Source organism: Magnetospirillum sp. XM-1 (genome assembly GCF_001511835.1).
Classification (GTDB): domain Bacteria; phylum Pseudomonadota; class Alphaproteobacteria; order Rhodospirillales; family Magnetospirillaceae; genus Phaeospirillum.
Genome location: NZ_LN997848.1, coordinates 3,267,283 through 3,286,490 on the forward strand (window position 1 = coordinate 3,267,283; position 19,208 = coordinate 3,286,490).

18 protein-coding genes are annotated in these 19,208 nt (G+C 67.4%); 2 read left to right on the plus strand and 16 right to left on the minus strand.

The genetic code is table 11. The features are described from left to right. The 8 genes from scpB to XM1_RS15165 are packed head-to-tail and all read right to left on the minus strand — an operon-like array spanning nucleotide 1 to nucleotide 8,262. Nucleotides 1-651 (minus strand): SMC-Scp complex subunit ScpB, encoded by a 651-nt coding sequence (gene scpB / locus XM1_RS15130; RefSeq protein ID WP_068434885.1) that lies wholly within the window; start codon nucleotides 649-651, stop codon nucleotides 1-3. Continuing rightward, entirely contained in the window at nucleotides 648-1,460 is an 813-nt protein-coding gene (locus tag XM1_RS15135) for a ScpA family protein (RefSeq protein WP_068434886.1), read from the minus strand. The genes scpB and XM1_RS15135 overlap by 4 nt, the downstream gene beginning before the upstream one ends. After that, nucleotides 1,457-2,143, minus strand: a complete 687-nt coding sequence (locus XM1_RS15140; RefSeq protein WP_068434888.1) for a site-2 protease family protein — start codon at nucleotides 2,141-2,143, stop codon at nucleotides 1,457-1,459. Before XM1_RS15140 ends, XM1_RS15135 begins: the two co-directional genes overlap by 4 nt. Then, nucleotides 2,140-3,159 (minus strand): beta-N-acetylhexosaminidase, encoded by a 1,020-nt coding sequence (nagZ, locus tag XM1_RS15145; protein WP_068434890.1) that lies wholly within the window; start codon nucleotides 3,157-3,159, stop codon nucleotides 2,140-2,142. Before nagZ ends, XM1_RS15140 begins: the two co-directional genes overlap by 4 nt. Then, nucleotides 3,146-4,108 carry an SPOR domain-containing protein gene (locus XM1_RS15150; protein ID WP_068434894.1) on the minus strand — a complete coding sequence of 321 codons (963 nt, stop codon included), beginning with the start codon at nucleotides 4,106-4,108 and terminating at the stop codon, nucleotides 3,146-3,148. The genes nagZ and XM1_RS15150 overlap by 14 nt, the downstream gene beginning before the upstream one ends. A gap of 18 nt (nucleotides 4,109-4,126) precedes the next feature. Then, complete coding sequence (gene argS / locus XM1_RS15155) at nucleotides 4,127-5,857, minus strand: arginine--tRNA ligase (protein ID WP_068434895.1); 1,731 nt, start codon at nucleotides 5,855-5,857, stop codon at nucleotides 4,127-4,129. Nucleotides 5,858-5,862: 5 nt separating this feature from the next. Continuing rightward, entirely contained in the window at nucleotides 5,863-7,056 is a 1,194-nt protein-coding gene (locus XM1_RS15160) for a deoxyguanosinetriphosphate triphosphohydrolase (RefSeq protein ID WP_068434897.1), read from the minus strand. Nucleotides 7,057-7,110: 54 nt separating this feature from the next. Next, nucleotides 7,111-8,262 carry a GGDEF domain-containing protein gene (locus tag XM1_RS15165; RefSeq protein WP_156428750.1) on the minus strand — a complete coding sequence of 384 codons (1,152 nt, stop codon included), beginning with the start codon at nucleotides 8,260-8,262 and terminating at the stop codon, nucleotides 7,111-7,113. A 192-nt stretch (nucleotides 8,263-8,454) separates the two neighbouring features. On the opposite strand from XM1_RS15165, the gene erpA reads away from it, so the two are divergent. Continuing rightward, nucleotides 8,455-8,808 carry an iron-sulfur cluster insertion protein ErpA gene (gene erpA, locus XM1_RS15170; protein WP_068434901.1) on the plus strand — a complete coding sequence of 118 codons (354 nt, stop codon included), beginning with the start codon at nucleotides 8,455-8,457 and terminating at the stop codon, nucleotides 8,806-8,808. A 113-nt stretch (nucleotides 8,809-8,921) separates the two neighbouring features. Here the strand turns inward: erpA and XM1_RS15175 are convergent, their stop codons facing one another. Next, entirely contained in the window at nucleotides 8,922-9,485 is a 564-nt protein-coding gene (locus XM1_RS15175; RefSeq protein WP_172821931.1) for a hypothetical protein, read from the minus strand. Between the two features lie 91 nt (nucleotides 9,486-9,576). Then, on the minus strand, nucleotides 9,577-11,793 hold the full coding sequence (locus XM1_RS15180; RefSeq protein WP_156428751.1) for a PAS domain S-box protein: 2,217 nt from the start codon (nucleotides 11,791-11,793) through the stop codon (nucleotides 9,577-9,579). A 145-nt stretch (nucleotides 11,794-11,938) separates the two neighbouring features. Here XM1_RS15180 and XM1_RS15185 point away from each other — a divergent pair, with 145 nt between their 5' ends. Further along, nucleotides 11,939-12,715 (plus strand): exodeoxyribonuclease III, encoded by a 777-nt coding sequence (locus XM1_RS15185; RefSeq protein ID WP_082700545.1) that lies wholly within the window; start codon nucleotides 11,939-11,941, stop codon nucleotides 12,713-12,715. Nucleotides 12,716-12,721: 6 nt separating this feature from the next. On the opposite strand, the gene XM1_RS15190 is transcribed toward XM1_RS15185, so the two are convergent. The 6 genes from XM1_RS15190 to XM1_RS15215 all read right to left on the minus strand — a co-directional run bounded on the left by XM1_RS15190 (nucleotide 12,722) and on the right by XM1_RS15215 (nucleotide 19,207). Beyond that, nucleotides 12,722-13,573, minus strand: coding sequence for a bacteriohemerythrin (locus XM1_RS15190; protein ID WP_156428752.1), 852 nt, complete (start codon nucleotides 13,571-13,573; stop codon nucleotides 12,722-12,724). Between the two features lie 17 nt (nucleotides 13,574-13,590). Next, nucleotides 13,591-15,441, minus strand: coding sequence for a dihydroxy-acid dehydratase (gene ilvD / locus XM1_RS15195; RefSeq protein WP_068434909.1), 1,851 nt, complete (start codon nucleotides 15,439-15,441; stop codon nucleotides 13,591-13,593). 39 nt (nucleotides 15,442-15,480) lie between these two features. After that, nucleotides 15,481-15,810 (minus strand): hypothetical protein, encoded by a 330-nt coding sequence (locus XM1_RS15200; protein ID WP_068434911.1) that lies wholly within the window; start codon nucleotides 15,808-15,810, stop codon nucleotides 15,481-15,483. A gap of 3 nt (nucleotides 15,811-15,813) precedes the next feature. Next, entirely contained in the window at nucleotides 15,814-16,485 is a 672-nt protein-coding gene (locus XM1_RS15205) for a haloacid dehalogenase type II (protein WP_068434913.1), read from the minus strand. Continuing rightward, nucleotides 16,482-18,446 carry a lytic transglycosylase domain-containing protein gene (locus XM1_RS15210; protein WP_156428753.1) on the minus strand — a complete coding sequence of 655 codons (1,965 nt, stop codon included), beginning with the start codon at nucleotides 18,444-18,446 and terminating at the stop codon, nucleotides 16,482-16,484. The genes XM1_RS15205 and XM1_RS15210 overlap by 4 nt, the downstream gene beginning before the upstream one ends. Before the next feature lie 62 nt (nucleotides 18,447-18,508). Then, a complete protein-coding gene (locus tag XM1_RS15215) occupies nucleotides 18,509-19,207 on the minus strand; it encodes an ABC transporter ATP-binding protein (protein ID WP_068437894.1) in 699 nt (232 codons plus the stop codon). Nucleotide 19,208: the final 1 nt, after the last annotated feature.

The following is a 19,208-nucleotide window of genomic DNA, read 5'->3' on the forward strand; positions in this document are numbered from 1 at the left end:
TTACTCTCCGATGCCCAACAGCGTCTCGTCGTCCAGCAGGTCCAGCTGGGTCTCGTCCTCTTCCGCCGTGTCCACCAGCCGCGAGTCCTCCACCGCCCGGTTGCCATAGGCGCCGGCGGCGGCCCTGGCATCCAACAGGCCGGCGGCCTCCAACTCCTTGACGCCCGGCAGGTCGGACAGCGATTCCAGGCCGAAATGGTCGAGAAAGCCGTCGCTGGTGGCCCAGGTCAGCGGGCGGCCGGGCGTGCGGCGGCGGCCCTTGGGGCGGATCCAGCCGGCGGCGAACAGGATGTCGATGGTGCCCTTGGATAGCGCCACGCCGCGAATTTCCTCGATCTCGGCCCGGGTCACCGGCTGGTGGTAGGCGATGATCGCCAGGGTTTCCACCGCGGCGCGCGACAGCTTGCGCTCCTGGGTGCGCTCCACCTTCAGGGATTCGGCCAGATCGTCGGCGGTACGGAAGGCCCAGCCGTCGCCCCGCCGCGCCAGGGTGAAGCCGCGCGCGGCGTAATGGGCTTCCAACTCCGCCAGTAGTTGAGGAATGTCGACGCCGTCCGGCAGGCGCTCGGCCATGGCCCGTTCCGGGACCGGCTCGGCCGAGGCGAAGATCAGCGCCTCGACGATGCGCAGGTGTTGCGGGTCGATGGTCATTCCTCCCTCCCCTCGCCCTGCCCGGCGCGGATGTAGATGGGCGAATAGGCGGCGCCGTCCTGGCGCAGCACCAGCTTGCCCTGCTTGGCCAGCTCCAGGGCGGCGACGAAGGTCGAGGCCACCGCCGACTTCATCTTCAGTTCGTCGCCCTCGATGGCGGGAAGATAGGCCATCAGCACCGACCAGTCGGGCAGGCTGCCGATGCCCAGCATGGCTTCCAGGCGGGCCAAAGCGTGCTCCACCGACCACAGATCGGGGGCCTCCACCGTCAGGGTGCGCACCGAATTGCGCACCACATGGTCGGCATAGGCTTTCAGCAGGTCGTAGAGGTCGAGATCGAAGATGGAGCGGCTTTTCACCTCGATGTCCTCGGGCGCGCCGCGGGCGAAGACGTCGCGGCCCAGCAGGCGCCGGGTGAACAGCGATGCGCCCGCCTTCTGCATGGCTTCCAGGCGTTGCAGGCGGAAGGCCAGCGCGGCGGCCATCTCGGCCGGGCTCAGTTCCTCGCCCGGCTCGGGCTCCGGCTCGGGCAGCAGCAGGCGGCTCTTGAGATAGGCCAGCCAGGCGGCCATCACCAGGTATTCGGCGGCCAGGTCGATCTGCTCGCGCCCGACCTTCTGAACGAATTCAAGGTATTGGTCGGCCAGCTTCAGGATGGAGATCTTGGCCAGGTCTACCTTCTGGTCGCGGGCCAGCTGCAGCAGGACGTCCAGCGGGCCTTCCCAGCCGTCGAGGTCCAGCAGCAGCCGCTCGGCCGGGGCGCGCTCGGGCCGGTCCTCCTCGAAGGCGAAGCTCGGCGCGCGACTCACGGCCCCAGGGCCCTCACCAGGAAGCGGCCGATGGCGTCCACCGGACCCTGGACCAGCCAGCGGAACACGTCCAAATCCATGCCGATCTGGTTGCCCAGCATGGGGAACAGGAACAGGGCGGCGATCAGGATCAGCATTCCCGCCTTTTCCAGGCGCGCCAGCCGCCAGGCCAGCGGGGCCGGCAGGATACCCACCGCCACCCGCCCGCCGTCCAGCGGCGGAATGGGGATCATGTTGAACACCGCCAGCAGCAGGTTGAAATAGATGGCGTTGTCGAGATTGAGGAAGTACCAGCCGCGCACCGGATCGGGCATCACCGGCACCAGACGCACCGCCAGCACGGCGATCACCGCCAGGGCCAGGTTCATGGCCGGTCCGGCCGCCGCGACGATCACCATGTCGCGGCGGGGATTGCGCAGGCGGTTGAAATTGACCGGCACCGGCTTGGCCCAGCCGAACATCACGCCGCCTAAGGCCAGCAGCATGCCGGGCAGGATGATGGTGCCGAACGGGTCGATATGCTTCAGCGGGTTGAGCGAGATGCGGCCCAGGCGGTCGGCGGTGTCGTCGCCGCAGGCCTTGGCGGCATAGCCGTGCGCCGCCTCGTGCAGGGTCACGGCGAAGATCAGCGGAATCGCCCAGATGGTGATGCCGAACAGCAGCCCACCCAGATCGCCCATCATGGGGACAGGCCAAGCAGCGAGGCGACCCGCTCCTCGGCGGCCTTGCGGTCGAAGGGAACCCGCTTGCGCTTTTGCGCCAGGCCATGGGCCACCCGCACCTCGGCCGCCGCGCTCAACGGGCGCAGTTCGGACGCGATGGCGGTCATCTCTTCCATGTCGCCGTTGCAGTGAAGCACCACGTCGCAGCCCGCCTCCAGACTGGCGCGGGTGCGGTCCTCGAACGTACCGCCCAGCGCCTTCATGGACAGATCGTCGGAGATCAGCAGGCCGTCGAAGCCGATGGCGCCACGGATCACCTTGTCGATCACCATTCTTGAGGTGGTGGCGGGATGGGCGGCGTCAAGGGCGGTGTAGACCACATGGGCGGTCATGGCCCAGGGCGCGTGGCGATAGGCGTGGAAGGGCGGAAAGTCCTGGGTCTCCAGCTCGGCCAGCGGAGTATCGACCACCGGCAGGTCGAGATGGCTGTCCACCATGGCGCGGCCGTGGCCGGGAATGTGCTTGATCACCGGCAGCACGCCCTCGTCCAGCAAGCCGTCGATCACCGCGCCGGCCAGATCGATCACCGACTGGGCGGTGCGGCCATAGGCGCGGTCGCCGATGACGTCATGGGCGCCGGCAATGGGAACATCGAGGACCGGGGCGCAATCCACGTCGATGCCCAGATCGGCCAGTTCCGCCCCGATCAGGCGGAAATTAAGGCGAAGAGCCTCCTGGGCGGCGGCAAGATCGCGGGCGGCCAGAGCGGCGAAGGGCTCGCCGGGCGGCGCTTTGCGCCAATGGGGCGGCTTCAGGCGCTGCACCCTGCCCCCCTCCTGGTCGATCAGCACCGGCGCGTCGGCGCGGCCCACGCAATCGCGCAAGGACTCCACCAGCGCCTTGACCTGGGCCGGATCCGCCACGTTGCGGGCGAACAGGATGAAGCCCAGCGGGTTGACGCGCCGGAAGAAGTCGCGCTCCGCCTGGGTCAGGACCAGGCCGGAACAGCCGAAGATGGCGGCGTTAACGGCGGGCAACGATGCACCCCTGGGACCTGGCGGTGAGTTCGGCGCAAAGCTGGCGGGCAGCCTGTTCCGACAGGGGCGCGGCGCGCACCCGCCAGAACGTCCCCTTGCCTTCCAGCTCGACGCGGACGATGTCGGGCTTCAGCGCGCCCAGCAGGTCGGCATTGGCCTTCTGGATGCGCAGCCATTCCTTGTCGGCCTGATCGGCGGCGCGCACCGCGCCCAGCTGCACCACGAATTCGCCGGAGGCCGGAGCCTTGGCCGAGACGGCGGGCGGCGGAGCGGGCGGCGGCGGCACGGCGCGGGGCGCCTGGGCCACCACGGCGGGCGCCATGTGTTCGGGCTGGGCCGGGGCCGGGGCGCGCTCCTGCACCGGCTGGTAGGCGGGCGGCACCGGAGCGGCGGCGGGCGGAATGGGCGAGGATTCCATGGGCTGGGCCGCCACCTTGGCCGCCGGAGCGGTCTTAGGCGCCGGCGGCTCGCCCGCCTTGGGCGGAATGGGGGCCGGACGCTGCGCCACGGCGGGCGGAATGTTGGCGGGCGGCGGCTCGGCCGACAGCGGCGGCACGGAAATGGTCTTGGGCGGGGCCTTGGCGGCCTCGGGCTGAGGCAACAGGCGCTCGACCTTGGGCTCGCTCTCGCCGGCGGAATCCATGCGCTCGTAGACCAGCTTGTCCTGGTTGGGCACCTGCATGCCGCCGCGATCGTCGGGACGGGTCTTGATGGGGCGGTCGTCGGCCTTGATCACCGGCACGCCCAGACCGCCGCCCTTGCGCCCGCCCACGAAATGCAGGCCGGCGGCGACGATGGCTCCCACCGCGATCACCGCGCCGCCGATCAGCACCCAGCTGCGCAGGCGATGACCGGCCCGGGCCTGATGGGAATCGGCGTCGGCGTCATAGCGCTCCGGGATGATGTCCAGCAGGTCGCGTTCGTAATCGTCGCCGGGACGTTTGGCCATGTCGCAGGTTTCCCCTTGTTACCGCATCTCTTCCACGGGCGTGACACCGAAGATGCCGAGCCCCGAGGCGATCACCCCCACCACCGCGCGCAGCAGGCCCAGGCGGGCCAGCGACAATTCGCGGTCGTCCTCGATCAGGAACCGCAGCCTCGTCTCGTCCTTGCCCTTGTTCCACAGCCCGTGGAAGGCGGCGGCCAGGTCGTAGAGATAGAACGCGACGCGATGCGGTTCGTGGGCCTCGGCCGCGCTTTCCACCAGGCGCGGCCAGCCGGCCAGCAGCCTGATCAAACCAAGCTCGGCCGGGTCGGTCAAGCGCGCCAGCACGTCCACGCCCGGAGTATGGCCCACGGTCTCCGGCCACATCTGCGCCGCGTGGCGCATCACCGAGTGGCAGCGGGCATGGGCGTACTGGACGTAGAACACCGGATTGTCGCGGCTTTGCTCCAGCACCTTGTCCAGGTCGAAGTCCAGATGGGCGTCGTTCTTGCGGGTCAGCATGATGAAGCGGACCACGTCCTTGCCCACCGCCTCGACCAGATCGCGGAGCGTGACGAAGGTGCCGGCCCGCTTGCTCATCTTGTAGGGCTGGCCGCCCTTCAGCAGGTTGACCATCTGGCACAGCTTGACATCGAGCTCGCCGCCGCCCTCGCTCACCGCCTTGACGGCGGCCTGCATGCGCTTGACGTAGCCGCCGTGATCGGCGCCCCACACGTCGATCATGGAGCCGAAGCCGCGCCGGTACTTGTCCAGGTGATAGGCGATGTCGGAGGCGAAATAGGTCCACGAGCCATCCGACTTCTTCAAGGGACGGTCCACGTCGTCGCCGAATTCGGTGGCCTTGAACAGGGTTTGCGGCCGGGCCTCCCAATCGTCGGGCAGCTTGCCCTTGGGGGGCTCCAGCACGCCTTCGTAGATCAGGCCCTTGGCCGACAGGGTGTCCAGGGCGTCCTGGACCTTGCCGGCGTCGACCAGCCCGCGCTCGGAGACGAAGACGTCGTGCTTGACCCCCAGGCCGGCCAGATCGTCCTTGATCATGTCCAGCATGGAGTCCACCGCGAAGCCGCGCAGCAGGGGCAGCCACTCCTCCTCCGGCTTGTCCTTCAGCGACGCGCCGTACTTGGCGGCAAGCGCCGCGCCGGTGGGCTTGAGATACTCGCCGGGATAAAGGCCCTCGGGGATCTCGCCGATCACCTCGCCCAGGGCCTCGCGGTAGCGCAGATGGGCCGAACGGGCCAGCACGTCCACCTGGGAGCCGGCGTCGTTGACGTAGTATTCCCGCGTCACGTCGTAACCGGCCTTGGCCAGCAGCAGCGCCAGGGCGTCGCCGAACACCGCGCCGCGGGCGTGGCCGATATGCATGGGGCCGGTGGGATTGGCGGAAACGTATTCCACGTTGACCTTGGCGCGCCTGCCCATCTCCGACTGGCCATAGGACACCCCGGCGGCCAGCACCTCGGCCAGACGCTCGAACCAGAAGGAATCGGCCAGGCGCAGGTTGATGAAGCCGGGACCGGCCACCTCCACCTCGGACACCGCCGGATGGGCGCGCAAGGCCGCCGCGATCTTTTCCGCCAGGTCGCGGGGCTTCATGCCCGCCGCCTTGGTCAGCACCATGGCGGCGTTGGTGGCGACATCGCCGTGGCTGGTCTCGCGCGGCGGCTCGGCGGTGACCTTGGAGGTGTCGAGGCCGGGAACGATAGCCTCGACCGACTTGATAATTTCTTCGCGGAAGTATCTGAACAGGTTCATTTTTCTCAGGGCTTCTCTTGCAGGTCGAACAGCCGGCGATGCTCGTCGAGCGCAAAGCGGTCGGTCATGCCGGCGATATAATCGGCCACCACGCGGGCGGTCTTGGCGGTGCCCTTGCCATCGGCAAGACGCCGCCATTCGGGCGGCAGGCATTCGGGTTCGGCGAACAGCAGGCGGAACAGGTCCTTCACCACGCGCCGTCCCTTGCTGGTCATGCGGTTGACGCTGAAGTGGCGGTACATGTTGGTGAACAGGAACTGGCGCAGCGCCGCGTCGTTGGCGCGCATCGAGTCGGAAAAGGCGGCCAGCGGCCGGCCCAGGCCGCGCACCTCGTCGGCGCTTTGCGGCTTGAACTCGGCGATGCGGCGCCGGGTCTCCTCGATCAGGTCGAGGATCATGATGCCGATCATCCGGCGCACCACCTCGTGAATATGGAGCGAGGGGTCGGCATCGGGATATTCCCTGGCCACCTGATGGAACAGCGGCCCCACCAGCGGAACGTCGGCCAAGTCCTTGATGGTGAACAGACCGGCGCGCAGGCCGTCGTCGATGTCGTGGTTGTTGTAGGCGATGTCGTCGGACAGCGCCGCCACCTGGGCCTCCACGCCGGCGAAACTGTCCAGGCGCAGGTCGTGCAGCTGGGCGTATTCGGCGATGGCCCCGGGCAGCACCCGGCCGGGCTTGACCGCCAGCGGGCCGGTCAGCGGGCCGTTGTGCTTGACCAGGCCTTCCAGGGTCTCCCAGGTGAGGTTGAGGCCCTCGAACTCCACGTAGCGGCGTTCCAGCTTGGTGACGATGCGCAAGGACTGGGCGTTGTGGTCGAAGCCGCCGTATTCGGCCAGCACCTCCTGCAGCGCGTCCTCGCCGGCATGGCCGAAGGGGGTGTGGCCCAGATCGTGGGCCAGCGCCAGCGCCTCGGCCAGATCCTCGTCCAGGGCCAGGACACGCGCGATGGAGCGCGCGATCTGCGACACCTCCAGCGAATGGGTCAGCCGCGTCCTGAAATTGTCGCCCTCGTGATAGACGAACACCTGGGTCTTGTATTGCAGGCGGCGGAAGGCGGCGGAATGGATGATGCGGTCGCGGTCGCGCTGGAACGGCGAGCGGGTCGGGCTGTCCGCCTCCGCATGCAGGCGGCCACGCGATTCCTCGGGCCGGCAGGCGTAGGACGCCAGGGTATGAAAGCGGGACTCGGTCATGACCGGGACACTACCGCCCAAGCCCGGGGAACGCAACCACCGGGGGCTCGAAACTCAGGCCAATTCGCAGCGGTCGCGCCCCACGGTCTTGGCGCGGTACAGCGCGGTATCGGCGCGGCGGATGGCCGCCTCCAACCCCTCGTCCCCGGCCAGGGCGGCGATGCCGGCGCTCAAGGTGATCCCGAAGGGCAGCTGGCCCGCTCCGTCCAGCCCCTTGGCCTGCTCGGTGAAGGCGGTGCGCAGACGCTCGGCCACCCCCATGGCCTCAGTGGTCGAACTGCCCGGCAGCAGGGCCAGGAATTCCTCGCCGCCGAAGCGGCAAAGCAGGTCCTCGGCCCGCAGCATGCGCCCCGCCAGGGAAACGAACATCATCAGGGCCTCGTCGCCGCCGGCATGGCCCAGCCGGTCGTTGATCTGCTTGAAATGGTCCATGTCGATCATCAGCAGCGACAAGGGCGCGCCGGTGCGCCGCGCGCGGACCACCTCCCTTTCGGCCAGGGCACCGAAGGCCCGGCGGTTCAAGGCGCCGGTCAAGGGGTCGCGGCTGGCCTGGTGGTTCAGCTCTTCCTGCAGCCGCTCGCCGGCCATCAGCACCATGCACAGGGTGACCGAGATGGTGACGCACAACCACCACATGGAAGCGACCACGGTCAGGCCATAGGACATGGTGCCGGCCATGAATCCCAGGTCGAAGGCGATGGAGGCGCCGCGGACCGAAAAGAACAGGGCGTTGGCCAGATAGACCCAGCCCGCCAGGCGCATGGCGAGGCGATGGGGCGGCGCGCACCACAGCAATTCCCGGGCGATGGCCAGGGAGATGACCGCCACCAGGGCCGAATTGAAGCCGGCGCGCAGGTACAGCGACCCGGCCGAATGGGAGGAGACGATCAGCACGACGGCCAGGGCGCCGAGACCGAGATAGAACCGGACCGGCAGGCCGCTTCGCCCCAGGAAACGGCGAAAACCGTCCCAGACCAGGCAAAAGCCCGCCACCACCAGCCCGTGGGCCAGGGTCAGGGACCAGCCTTCGGACATGCCCGCCCCCGTCCCGGCCACGGCGAAGCTCAGCGCTCCGATCACGCTGGCCCAGGCCCAATGGCCCAGCCCGGCCATGCCGGGATGCAGGAAGTAGAGGACGATTCGGGCCAGGGCGCAGCACGAGGTCGCCACCGCGACCGCCACCAGCATGGTGTGCAGATCAAGCACCAAAACAGGGTCCCCTCGCCAGATTAGAATCCCTCAATGGACGAGGTTATAAGCCACGGCTCATATGCGCAACCTACGAACCATGACTTGAATTCGGTATCGGAATACCTAAATTGCGGGAACGATGCTTCCATCGGGGGTGGGCGAAGTGCTACCCTTCGAACAATTCCAATCCTTGCCGCAGAGGACACGATGGCCGAGGTCGAACACAATTACGCCGCCCGCATCAGCGTCACCGAAAGTGCCGCCGAGCGCGTCCAGACCCTGATCAAGATGGAAGGCAAGCCCAACATGATGCTGCGCCTGGGCGTTTCCGGCGGCGGCTGCTCGGGCTTTTCCTACGGCATTTCGCTCGACGACCAGATCGGCGACGAAGACCGCCTGTTCAGCGAATTCGGCATCACCGTGGTGATCGACCAGACCTCGCTGGACATGCTGGACGGCTCGGTGGTGGATTACGTCGAGGATCTGGCCGGCTCGTCCTTCCAGATCAAGAACCCCAACGCCACCTCGACCTGCGGCTGCGGCAGTTCGTTCTCGGTGTAAAGTCCATACAAGCCGGCGCGGGCCTCCGCCCGCTTGGCTCCCGCGCCATAAGGCGCGCGGCCCCTTGGGCCTAGCCGAACGGCAATGAGTTGGGCTCTCATTGCCGTCCGGCATTACCAGCTGGGGCACTGGCCGTTGACACGGCGGTAATTGCCCGGCGTGTCGATGGCGGCGTTGCGGACCCGCAGCTCGTTGGCGAAGGCCTCGAAGGTGGGCCTCATGGCGGCGGTCAGCTGATCCTTGAACTCGGCCGTCACCGCGTCGGCGGACGCGGTGCTGATGCGCGGGTTGATCCGCGCCGCCGCGTTGCGCAGCACCGATTCCGCCTGGGGCGTCCAGTGGCGGAAGGTATCGCGGCTGATGGCCACGTGCTCGTCCTCGTGGGTGCGGATCACCCGGTACTGGCAGCCGCCGGGGGGATATTCCCGCGCGACGTCCACCTTGATCTCGGTGATCTTCCAGACGGCCTCGACGCGGGCGAGGCCCATGCAGCGCCTGCCCTGCCCCAGGTCGATCTGCCAGCCCTGGACCCGCAGTTCCAGATTGGTGGTGGTCCGCGTCAGCCCGGTGGTGAACTCGTTGGACTCGGCCCGGGTCTTGCCCGACAGGGCGGTGATGCGGGCCCGGCTCTCCTCGCCGCTGTAGACCGGCTCGGCCATCCAGGTGGAAAAGGTCACGGTACGCTGCGGCACATAGGCCCCGCCCGGCGGGCAGGCCTGGGCGAAAACCGGGGAAGACGCCGCGGCGGACAGCGCGCAGGCCAGCAGGCTAGCCCTTGCGCGGGTGACAAACCGGCAGGGTGAAATGGAAGGTGCTTCCCCGCCCCGGCTCGGATTCCAGCCAGATCCGCCCGCCGTGGCGCTCGACGATCTTCTTGGCCACCGCCAGGCCGATGCCGGTACCTTCGTACTCGCCCCTGGCATGCAGGCGCTGGAAGATGACGAAGACGCGGTCGAAATACTTGGGATCGATGCCGATTCCATTGTCCTGCACCGAAAACGTCCAGTTTTCCCCATCCCGCACCGCCCCGACATGAACGCGCGGAACCGTCCCGGGCGCCCTGTACTTTATGGCGTTCCCCACCAGGTTCTGCAACAGACTGACCATCTGGATCTGGTCCGCGTCCACGTCGGGCATCGGGTCGCGGGTGATCTCGGCGCCGGCTTCCTCGATGGCGGCGCCCAGATTGGTCAGGACCAGGTCCAGCACCGCCTCCATCTTGACCTTCTCGAAGGTTCGTCCGTGGGTGGAGACGCGGGAATAGACCAGAAGATCGGTGATCAGCCGGTGCATGCGCGCCGCGCCGTCGGCGGCGAAGTGGATGTATTCGCGGGCATTGTCGTCGAGCGCCCCGTCGTAGCGCCGCCGCAGCAATTGCAGGAAGCTGGTCACCGTGCGCAGGGGCTCTTGCAGGTCGTGGGAGGCGACATAGGCGAATTGCTGCAATTCGGCGTTGGAGCGTTCCAGTTCGGCGGTGCGCTCGGCCAGTTCCTGCTCGGCCATCTTGCGCTCGGTGACGTCGCGCAGGATGGCGGTGAAGAAGGCGCCGTTATCCATGTCCCAGCGCGACAGGGTCAGCTCCACCGGAAACACTTGTCCGTCGCGCCGCAACCCTTCGAACAGCGAGGGAACGCCGAGGATCGGCGCGTCGCCCGTGGCAACGGCGCGGCGCAACCCGTCCTCGTGCCTCTGCCGGTAGGCCTCGGGCAGGATCATGGTGACGTTGGAGCCCAGCACCTCGGCCTCGGCGTAGCCGAAGATGCGCTCGGCCCCCACGTTCCACGACACGATGTCGCCCTGCCCGTTCACCGAGATGATGGCGTCGGCGGCCGTCTGGGTCACCGAACGGAAGCGCACCTCGGATTCCCTTAAGCGCTGCTCGGCCCGCTTGCGGTCGGTGATGTCATGGATGCTCCAGCGGGTGCCCATGATCGCCCCGCTGTCGTCGAAAATGGGCTGGAAGCTGGCCATCACCCATTTGACCAGACCGTTGCGGCAGACCAGCCGGAACTCCACGCCGCTCTCGAAATTGCCGGTCAGCGCCGATTGCCGCAGACGCCGGATCTCGGCCCGGTCGCCCTCGTAGATCATGGGCAGCGGGTAGTCTTCCATGGCCAGGCATTGCTCGATGGAATAGCCGGCCAGACGCTCCACCGCCGGATTGACCCAACGCAGCCTGCCGTCCTGGTCCAGCCAGGATTCCCAGTCGAAGGTGTAGTCGGCGATGGCGCGGAAGCGCTCTTCCTTGGCCCGCAGCGCCTCGCGGGCTCCTTCCACCTCCTGGTGCTGCATCCGGATGATGCGGTCGGCGCGCCGCACGATGAGAAACAGGATCAGGTAGAGTCCCGCCAGGATGGCCGCCACCAGCCCCCCTAAGCGCCAGACGTTCAACCGCAGCCGATCCATGGACGGGGTGGCGTCGGAATAGAGCTCCAGCGCTCCGACCACCTGCCCCAGTTCGCCGGTCACCGGAATGCCGGTCTCCACCACCCAGCGGTCGGCCGATTGCCCGTCCAGGGCGGGCATTTGCGGCCTGAAGGTCATGACCGTCCAGGACGCGCCCTGCTCCACCGCCTTACGCACCCCAGGGTTGATCGAAAAATCCTCGCCCACTTCGGCGCGGATGGAGGAATAGATGGCGCGGCCCCGGCCGTCATAGACGCGGATCTTCAGGATGGGCAGACCGGCAGACAGGCTTTCGAAGGCGATGTCGAGCGCGCGCAGCTCGCCGCGACGCCTCAGCGGCTCGGCCGGAATATTGGATGCAGACACGAAAAATGGCTGAAACTGGCGCCAGAACGTGTTGGCGAAGGAGGTGGTCAAGCGGGTGTTGTCCGCTTCCGTCGACAACAGGAACTCGTCTACCTGATCGCTGCGGTAAAGGGCGACCAGTACCGAGGCCGTGATGGTCAGCGCCACCGCGCTGGCCATGGAATAGTAGCGCAGCAGCTTGAACCTGGAGTTGACGCGTTTGCCGTCTGCCACCAATTCCCCCGAACCTGCATGGCCCGTATGAGTATGCGCTTTCGGTATTTATACATACAATCTCAATAACGCTGGCCTGCCTTGCCGAAACCGCCGGGTCCTGTATCCTCTGGGGCCTGCGACACATCGCCGGAGCGGATCGAACATGGGCCTGCGCATCGCCACCTGGAACGTCAATTCAGTGCGGGCCCGCCTGGGCAACGTGCTCGAATGGCTGAACGCCTTCGCCCCCGACGTGGTGCTGCTGCAAGAGATCAAGTGCCAGGACCACGACTTTCCCCGCCTGGAGATCGAAGCCGCCGGCTATCGCGCCGCCGTTCACGGCCAGAAGAGCTATAACGGCGTCGCCATCCTGTCGCGGCTGCCCATGAGCGACGTCGTCTGCCGCCTGCCCGGCGACGAGGCCGACGAACAGGCCCGCTACATCGAGGCGACCATCGCCGGCTGGCGTCTGGCCTCCCTTTATCTCCCCAACGGCAATCCCGCTCCGGGTGACAAGTTCGACTACAAGCTGGCGTGGATGGCGCGGTTGAAGCGCCATGCAGAAACCCTGCTGGCGGCGGGAACGCCCTTCGCCCTGGGCGGCGACTTCAACATCTGCCCCAATGACGACGACGTCTACGACCCGCCCAACTGGCGGGGTGACGCGCTGTGCCGCCCCGACAGCCGCGCCGCCTTCCGCTCCATCGTCAACCTTGGGCTGACAGAGGCGTTCCGCGCCCTGCATCCCGATGAGAAGGGCCGCTATTCCTTCTGGGATTATCAGGCCGGCGCCTGGCAGCGGGACGAAGGCTTGCGCATCGACCATTTCCTGCTGTCGCCCCAGGCCGCCGACCGCCTGCGGGCCTGTGACATCGACAAGGGACCGAGGGCCAGGGAAAAGGCCTCGGACCACACGCCGGTGTGGATCGAGCTGGATTAGGTTTATTTAGGCAGCCTTGCCGACCAGCCGGGCCACGCCCAGCAGCAGGTTGCGGGCCGAGATGGGCTTTTCCATGAATTCGTCGGCCCCGGCCAGCAGGGCCAGGTCCCGGTTGGCCATGCGTTCATGGCCCGACAGGATCAGCACCGGCAGCCGCGCCTGATCGGGCGGGCCGCGCCGCACCCATTTGACCAGATCCAGTCCGCTCTCCTCGCCCACATGCCAGTCGGACACCACGATGTCCAGGCGCTCCTGGCCGATCACCGCCTTGGCGGAGGCCAGGTCATGGACGGCGGAGATGGTGGCCACCCCGACGCTGCCCAGGATGGTGCGCAGGATCTCGCAGAAATTGACGTTGTCGTCCACCAGCAGCACGCGCAGCTTCGACCAATCCACCTGGGCGGCCCTGGCCGTTCCGCCGCCGGTCAGCGTCACCCGCTGGGCGGCCGCCTCGGCGCCCGGATGGCCGATCATCCACGAGCGGTAGTTCATGTCGGTGGTGCAGATGTGGTCGATCAGCCAGGAATTCAGGAATGTCAGGCAGTCGCGGGCCCTGACCGAGGTCTTGTCCTCGGTGTAGCGCGCCTTGAAGCCGGCGACCTTGGCGGTGAAATTGTCGTGGGTGCCGTGATGCTGGGACAGCAGCGGATAGCGGCAGGCCTCCATCATCTTTTCCTCGCGGGCGAAGTGATGGGCGGCGTATTCGTCAAGCGCCTGCAGCACGCTGCCCACCGACGCGTATTCCTCGTCGTCGCCGATGGAGCGCTGCAGGTGATTGATCAGGCCGATGAGGGTCTTGTGGTCGGAATCGAGCAACGGCACGCCGACGCTCATCCTCTCGCTCCACGTCACCCCCATCGGCTGTTTCCTCTTTCCTAACGGTCCAACTGCGAAACGTCGCGCACCGCGCCGCGCGCTGCGCTGGTGGTCATGGCGGCATAGGCCTTCAGGGCCGCCGACACCTGACGGTCGCGGTCCACCGGCTTCCAGGCCTTGGGCCCCTTGGCCAGCATGGCCTGGCGACGCTTTTCCAGTTCGGCATCGGATACCCGGATTGCAATACCGCGATTTGGAATATCTATATCAATGATGTCCCCGGCTTCGATCAGGCCGATGGCGCCGCCTTCGGCGGCTTCGGGCGAGACGTGGCCGATGGACAGGCCCGAGGTGCCGCCCGAGAAGCGGCCGTCGGTGATCAGGGCGCATTCCTTGCCCAGGCCCATGCTCTTCAGGTAGCTGGTGGGATAGAGCATCTCCTGCATGCCCGGCCCGCCGCGCGGACCTTCGTAGCGCACGACCACCACGTCGCCGGCCTTGACCTGCCCGCCCAGGATCTTGGCCACCGCCTCGTCCTGGCTTTCACAGATCACCGCCGGGCCCGAGAAGGTCAGGTTCTTGTCGTCCACGCCGGCGGTCTTGACGATGCAGCCGTCGAGAGCCAGGTTGCCGAACAGCACCGCCAGGCCGCCATCCTTGGAAAAGGCGTTGTCCACCGAACGGGTGACGCCCTCGGCACGGTCCTTGTCCACCTCGGCCCAGCGCTTGGACTGTCCGAAGGCCTGGGTGGTGCGCACGCCGCCGGGCGCCGCCTTGTAGAATTCATGCACCTTGGGATCGTCGGAACGCGAGATGTCCCACTTGTCCAGGGCCTCGGCCAGGGTGCGGGAATGGACGGTGCCGCAGTCGCGGTTGATCAGCCCGCCCCGGTCCAGTTGCCCTAGGATGCCCATGATGCCGCCGGCCCGGTGGACATCCTCGATATGGACGTCGGGGACATTGGGGGCCACCTTGCACAGGCAGGGCACTCGGCGCGACAGCCGGTCGATGTCGCTCATGCCGAAGGCGACGCCCGCCTCCTGCGCCGCCGCCAGCAGATGCAGCACGGTATTGGTGGAGCCGCCCATGGCGATGTCCAGCGTCATGGCGTTCTCGAAGGCCTTGAAGGTGGCGATGGAGCGCGGCAGCACGGAAGAATCGTCGCCCTCGTAGGCCCGCTTGGCCAGTTCCACGATGCGCCGCCCGGCCTCGAGGAACAGCTCCTTGCGGTCGGAATGGGTAGCCACCACCGTGCCGTTGCCCGGCAGGCCGAGGCCCAGGGCCTCGATCAGGCAGTTCATGGAATTGGCGGTGAACATGCCCGAGCACGAGCCGCAGGTGGGGCAGCTTTCCTTTTCGAAGGCCAGCGCCTCCTCGTCGGAGACGTTCTGGTCGGCGCCCTTGATCATGGCGTCGATCAGATCGACGGCGTGGGTCTCGCCCTTGTAGGTGACCTTGCCGGCCTCCATGGGGCCGCCCGAGATGAAGATGGTGGGAATGTTGAGGCGCAACGACGCCATCAGCATGCCGGGCGTGATCTTGTCGCAATTGGAGATGCAGACCATGGCGTCGGCGCAATGGGCGTTGACCATGTACTCCACCGAATCGGCGATCAGCTCGCGCGACGGGAGCGAATACAGCATGCCGGCATGGCCCATGGCGATGCCGTCGTCGATGGCGATGGTGTCGAATTCCTTGGCGACGCCCCCCGCCTTCTCGATCTCGCGGGCCACCATCTGCCCCAGATCCTTGAGATGCACGTGGCCGGGCACGAACTGGGTGAAGGAATTGGCGATGGCGATGATCGGCTTGCCGAAATCGGCGTCGGTCATGCCGGTGGCGCGCCAAAGGCCGCGGGCACCGGACATGTTGCGGCCGTGGGTGGAGGTACGGGAGCGATAAGCGGGCATGGGTGTCAACCTTCGTATGACGGAAACGCTAAGATGGTGTCAGCCCCGGATCTTCTCGGGGTTGCTGATGCCCAGGCGCTCGGCCTCGGCATCGAAAGCTTCGCGGTACAGCGGGAAGGCCCGGGTCTTGGTCACCGCCTCGCCGGTCCGCGCATGGGTAAAGGTCTCGCGCACCAGCAGCGGATGCGCGTCCTTGTTGGGGCAGGCATCGCCCTCGGCGATCAGCGCCTTGATCTGGGCGGTCAGCCCGGCGATGTGGCAGGAATCGATGTCCGCGTCGCCGTTCAGTTCCTCGATTTCGGCGCGCAATTCCTCGAGCTCGGCGCGCAGGGCCTCGTTCTCGGCCCGCAGCTCTTCCAGTTCGTCCATGGCTCAGTCTCCCAGAATTGCCGGCAGCTCGGTCAGATCGGCCACCGTCGCCTTGGTTCCCAACGGCAATTTCTCCGGCGGAACGTTGTCGCGGTTGATCCACACCACCTGAAAGCCGAAAGCGGCGGCGCCGCTGACGTCCCAGGCATTGGCCGATACGAAGCATACGCTTTCCGGCGTCACGCCGAAATGGGTCGCCGCCAGTTGATAGACCAGCGGATCCGGTTTGAAGCGCTGGACCGACTGGGCCGACAGCACCGCGTCGAGATGAGTCCTCAACCCGGCCGTCCCCGCCTCGAGCATGCGAACCGTCCCGTTGGACAGAATGGCCGAGCGGTAGCCCATTTCCCGCAGGCGGGCCAGGGATTCGACCACCTCGGGATAAAGGTCCGGCTTCAGCCATCCTTCCATCAGCCGGTGCCGCAGGCCGTTATCCTCCAGCTTCAAGGTTTCCATGGCGAAATCCAGGGCTTCGTCGGTCACCCGCCAGAAATCGGCCGACACGCCGGCCCGGAGCGGCAGCCAGCTCAGCTCCAGCTGGCGACGGCGCCATACCCGCAGCAGCACGTCCGCCTTGTCGCCCAGCTCACCGCGCGCCGACCGGGCGATCCCTGTGATGTCGAACAGGGTTCCATAGGCGTCGAAGACGCAGACCTTGGCCTGGCGAAGGGTCACGGACGGGCCTCCGCCGTGCGCCGCGCCCAGCGCTTGAGATCGGCCTCCAGGGTGGGGCCCACATGCTTGCCCAGGCGGCGGCGGTAGACCGCGACGCTTTCCATTACCCGCTGCACGTAGTTGCGGGTCTCGCTGAACGGAATCATCTCGACCCAGTCGACCACGTCCACGTTCATGTCGCGGGGGTCGCCGTATTCGCGGATCCAACGCCGGGCGCGGCTCGGCCCGGCATTGTACGAGGCCAGGGCCAGAATGTACGAGCCCTCGAAATCGCCGACCAGATCGCGCAGATAGGCCGAGCCCACCGCCACGTTGAAGTTGGGGTCGTCCAGCTTCTTGACGTGGTATTTGAGGCCCATGGACTTGGCCACCTTGGAGGCGGTGGACGGCAGCAGCTGCATGAATCCCTTGGCCCCGGCCGGCGACTCGATATCGGCGACGAAGCCGCTTTCCTGGCGGATCACCGCCAGCACCAGGGCCTTTTCCGGATTGGTCTCGTCGGCCTGGAGCGCAGGGACCGGCCAGCCGGCCTGGACCAGGGTGACGCCTTCGCGGTCCGACCGGCGCGCCACCGTCAGCCCCAGGTCGTGGCGTCCGGTGCGGCTGGCCAGCCCGGCCACCAGGGTACGCTCGCCCGGGGTCTGGACGGTGTCGTTGAGGCGGATGAAGAAGGAACGCAGCAGATCGTTCTCGCCCACCTGCATCAGCAGCCGGGCGGCGGCGACCACGTCGCGGGCCTCGAACCGCGCCACGTCCTCGGGCGTCGGCTGCGGCTCGTCGGGCAGCGGCCAATGCTGGTCGCCCAGCTTGGAGGCCCCCAGCTGGCCGTAATAGGTGGTGGAATAGCGCGCCGCCCGGGTAAACCAGTCCCGCGCCTTGGCGTCCCCCGCCGCCTCGAAGGCGCGCCCGGCCCAGTAGGCGGCGCGGGCCCGCGAGATGGGATGGCTGGCCCATTCGTGCAGGCGGGTGAAATGGTGGATGGCGGTGGTCTTGTCGTCGAGGAAGCGCAGCGCCACCCAGCCGGCCAGGAATTCGGCGTCCACGTACTGGGTGCCGCCCTCCAGCCCGTGATCGGCGGCGGCCTGATAGGCCTTGGACACCAGCCCCTTCTGCAGGGCGCGCCGCGCCAGGATAGCGCGTTCCTGCCACCACAGGTCGGGACGGATCTTGTTGCGCGACGGATGGGCCAGGAGATCCAGCGCCTCCTCGTCCATGTCCTTCTGGCGACGCCAGCGCACCCGCTCGTAGATCAGGCCGGGGTCGTCGCGCAACGAGGCGGGAACGGCCGCAATCAACGGCTCGGGATTGGACTTGCCCGCCTGCAGGGCGAGGCGGGCCTGGGCCACGGCGCGGTGGCCGGCATCCACCTTCATGATCATCCGCTGGACCGAGGCTTCCTGCCGGTCCCACAGCAGGCGGTCAAGACGGCGCCAGTGGTCCTCGTAGCGCAGATGCTCGCCGAAATGGCTGAGATACTGCTTTTCCTGCAAGGCCCCGAAACTCAAGGTGACCCAGGTGTCGCGGATCACCTGCACCGCCTGCTCGCCCCGGCCGGCGGCGAACAGGGCCCGGGCATAGGCCTGGCCGCCGTCGGCGGTGGTGGGCGGATGCGAATCGAACCAGGCCAGCACCTGGGCGGTGGGCGTGGCGGCGGTGATGGATTCCTCGGCCCGCTTGGTCATCTGGCTCATCATCGGCCATTCGGGATTGGCGTGGATGAAGGCGGCCAGCTGGGCGAACTCGGCCCCCGAACGGCCCGAGACATAGGCCATCCAGGTGACCAGGCGGGGCAGAACCTTGGAATGGGACTGCCGGGCCAGGCGGGCGGCCTCGTCGAAATGGTCGCGCTTGGCGGCGGCGATCACCTGCCGGGTCAGGGCGGAATCCCCCTCGGCCTGGGCCGGCTGGAACGAACCGATGGCGACAAGCGCGGCAAGGACGAGGACGGACAGAACCTTCAACGGACGCATCCAGTGGGATCGTTCAGCGGGGCCCGTATTCTAGAGGGCACTCCCAAGGGCTTTCAAGCCGAACCGCTCTCGAGCACCCCATCGCGTACCCGCACCATCCGGTCGAAGCGGTCGTAGATCTTCTCGTCATGGCTGACCACCAGAACGGCCGCCCGCTGTTCGCGGGCCACCTTGATCAGCAGGTCCATGACGATGGCGGCGCGCTGGGAATCCAGCGCGGCGGTCGGTTCGTCGGCCAGGATCAGCCTGGGATTGTTGGCCAGGGCGCGGGCGATGGCCACCCGCTGGGCCTCGCCGCCCGACAGCTGGGCCGGAACCGCCTGCGCGCGCGCGCCCACCTCCAGGTAGTCCAGCAACTCGTCGGCGCGGATCTGCGCCTCGCGCCGGTCCCGCCCGGCCAGTTCCAGCACCACGGCCACGTTGTCGCGGCTGTCGAGGAAGGGCAACAGATTATGGAACTGGAAGATGAAGCCGATCTTGTCCAGGCGCAGGCGGCGCAGGTCGCCGCCCGTCCAGGCTCCGTCATAGACCGCCGCCCCGTCCAGAACCATCCGCCCGGCGCTGGGCTCGATCACGCAGCCGATGATGTTGAGCAAAGTGCTCTTGCCCGAACCGCTGGGGCCGAGCAGCCCCACCACCTCGCCGGGATACAAAGACAGGTCGACGCCGCGCAGGGCGTCGACCCGCGAGCTTCCCTCGCCGAAATGCTTGGCGATTCCCGTCAGTTCCGCCAGGGGACGCGCAGCGTTCATG

Bases quoted from the DNA above. Each gene is read 5' to 3' on its own strand.
- scpB (WP_068434885.1), bottom strand. From the start codon at position 651: ATGACCATCGACCCGCAACACCTGCGCATCGTCGAGGCGCTGATCTTC.
- XM1_RS15140 (WP_068434888.1), bottom strand. From the start codon at position 2,143: ATGATGGGCGATCTGGGTGGGCTGCTGTTCGGCATCACCATCTGGGCG.
- XM1_RS15150 (WP_068434894.1), bottom strand. From the start codon at position 4,108: ATGGCCAAACGTCCCGGCGACGATTACGAACGCGACCTGCTGGACATC.
- argS (WP_068434895.1), bottom strand. From the start codon at position 5,857: ATGAACCTGTTCAGATACTTCCGCGAAGAAATTATCAAGTCGGTCGAG.
- XM1_RS15160 (WP_068434897.1), bottom strand. From the start codon at position 7,056: ATGACCGAGTCCCGCTTTCATACCCTGGCGTCCTACGCCTGCCGGCCC.
- erpA (WP_068434901.1), top strand. From the start codon at position 8,455: ATGGCCGAGGTCGAACACAATTACGCCGCCCGCATCAGCGTCACCGAA.
- XM1_RS15185 (WP_082700545.1), top strand. From the start codon at position 11,939: ATGGGCCTGCGCATCGCCACCTGGAACGTCAATTCAGTGCGGGCCCGC.
- XM1_RS15190 (WP_156428752.1), bottom strand. From the start codon at position 13,573: ATGGGGGTGACGTGGAGCGAGAGGATGAGCGTCGGCGTGCCGTTGCTC.
- ilvD (WP_068434909.1), bottom strand. From the start codon at position 15,441: ATGCCCGCTTATCGCTCCCGTACCTCCACCCACGGCCGCAACATGTCC.
- XM1_RS15200 (WP_068434911.1), bottom strand. From the start codon at position 15,810: ATGGACGAACTGGAAGAGCTGCGGGCCGAGAACGAGGCCCTGCGCGCC.
- XM1_RS15215 (WP_068437894.1), bottom strand. From the start codon at position 19,207: ATGAACGCTGCGCGTCCCCTGGCGGAACTGACGGGAATCGCCAAGCAT.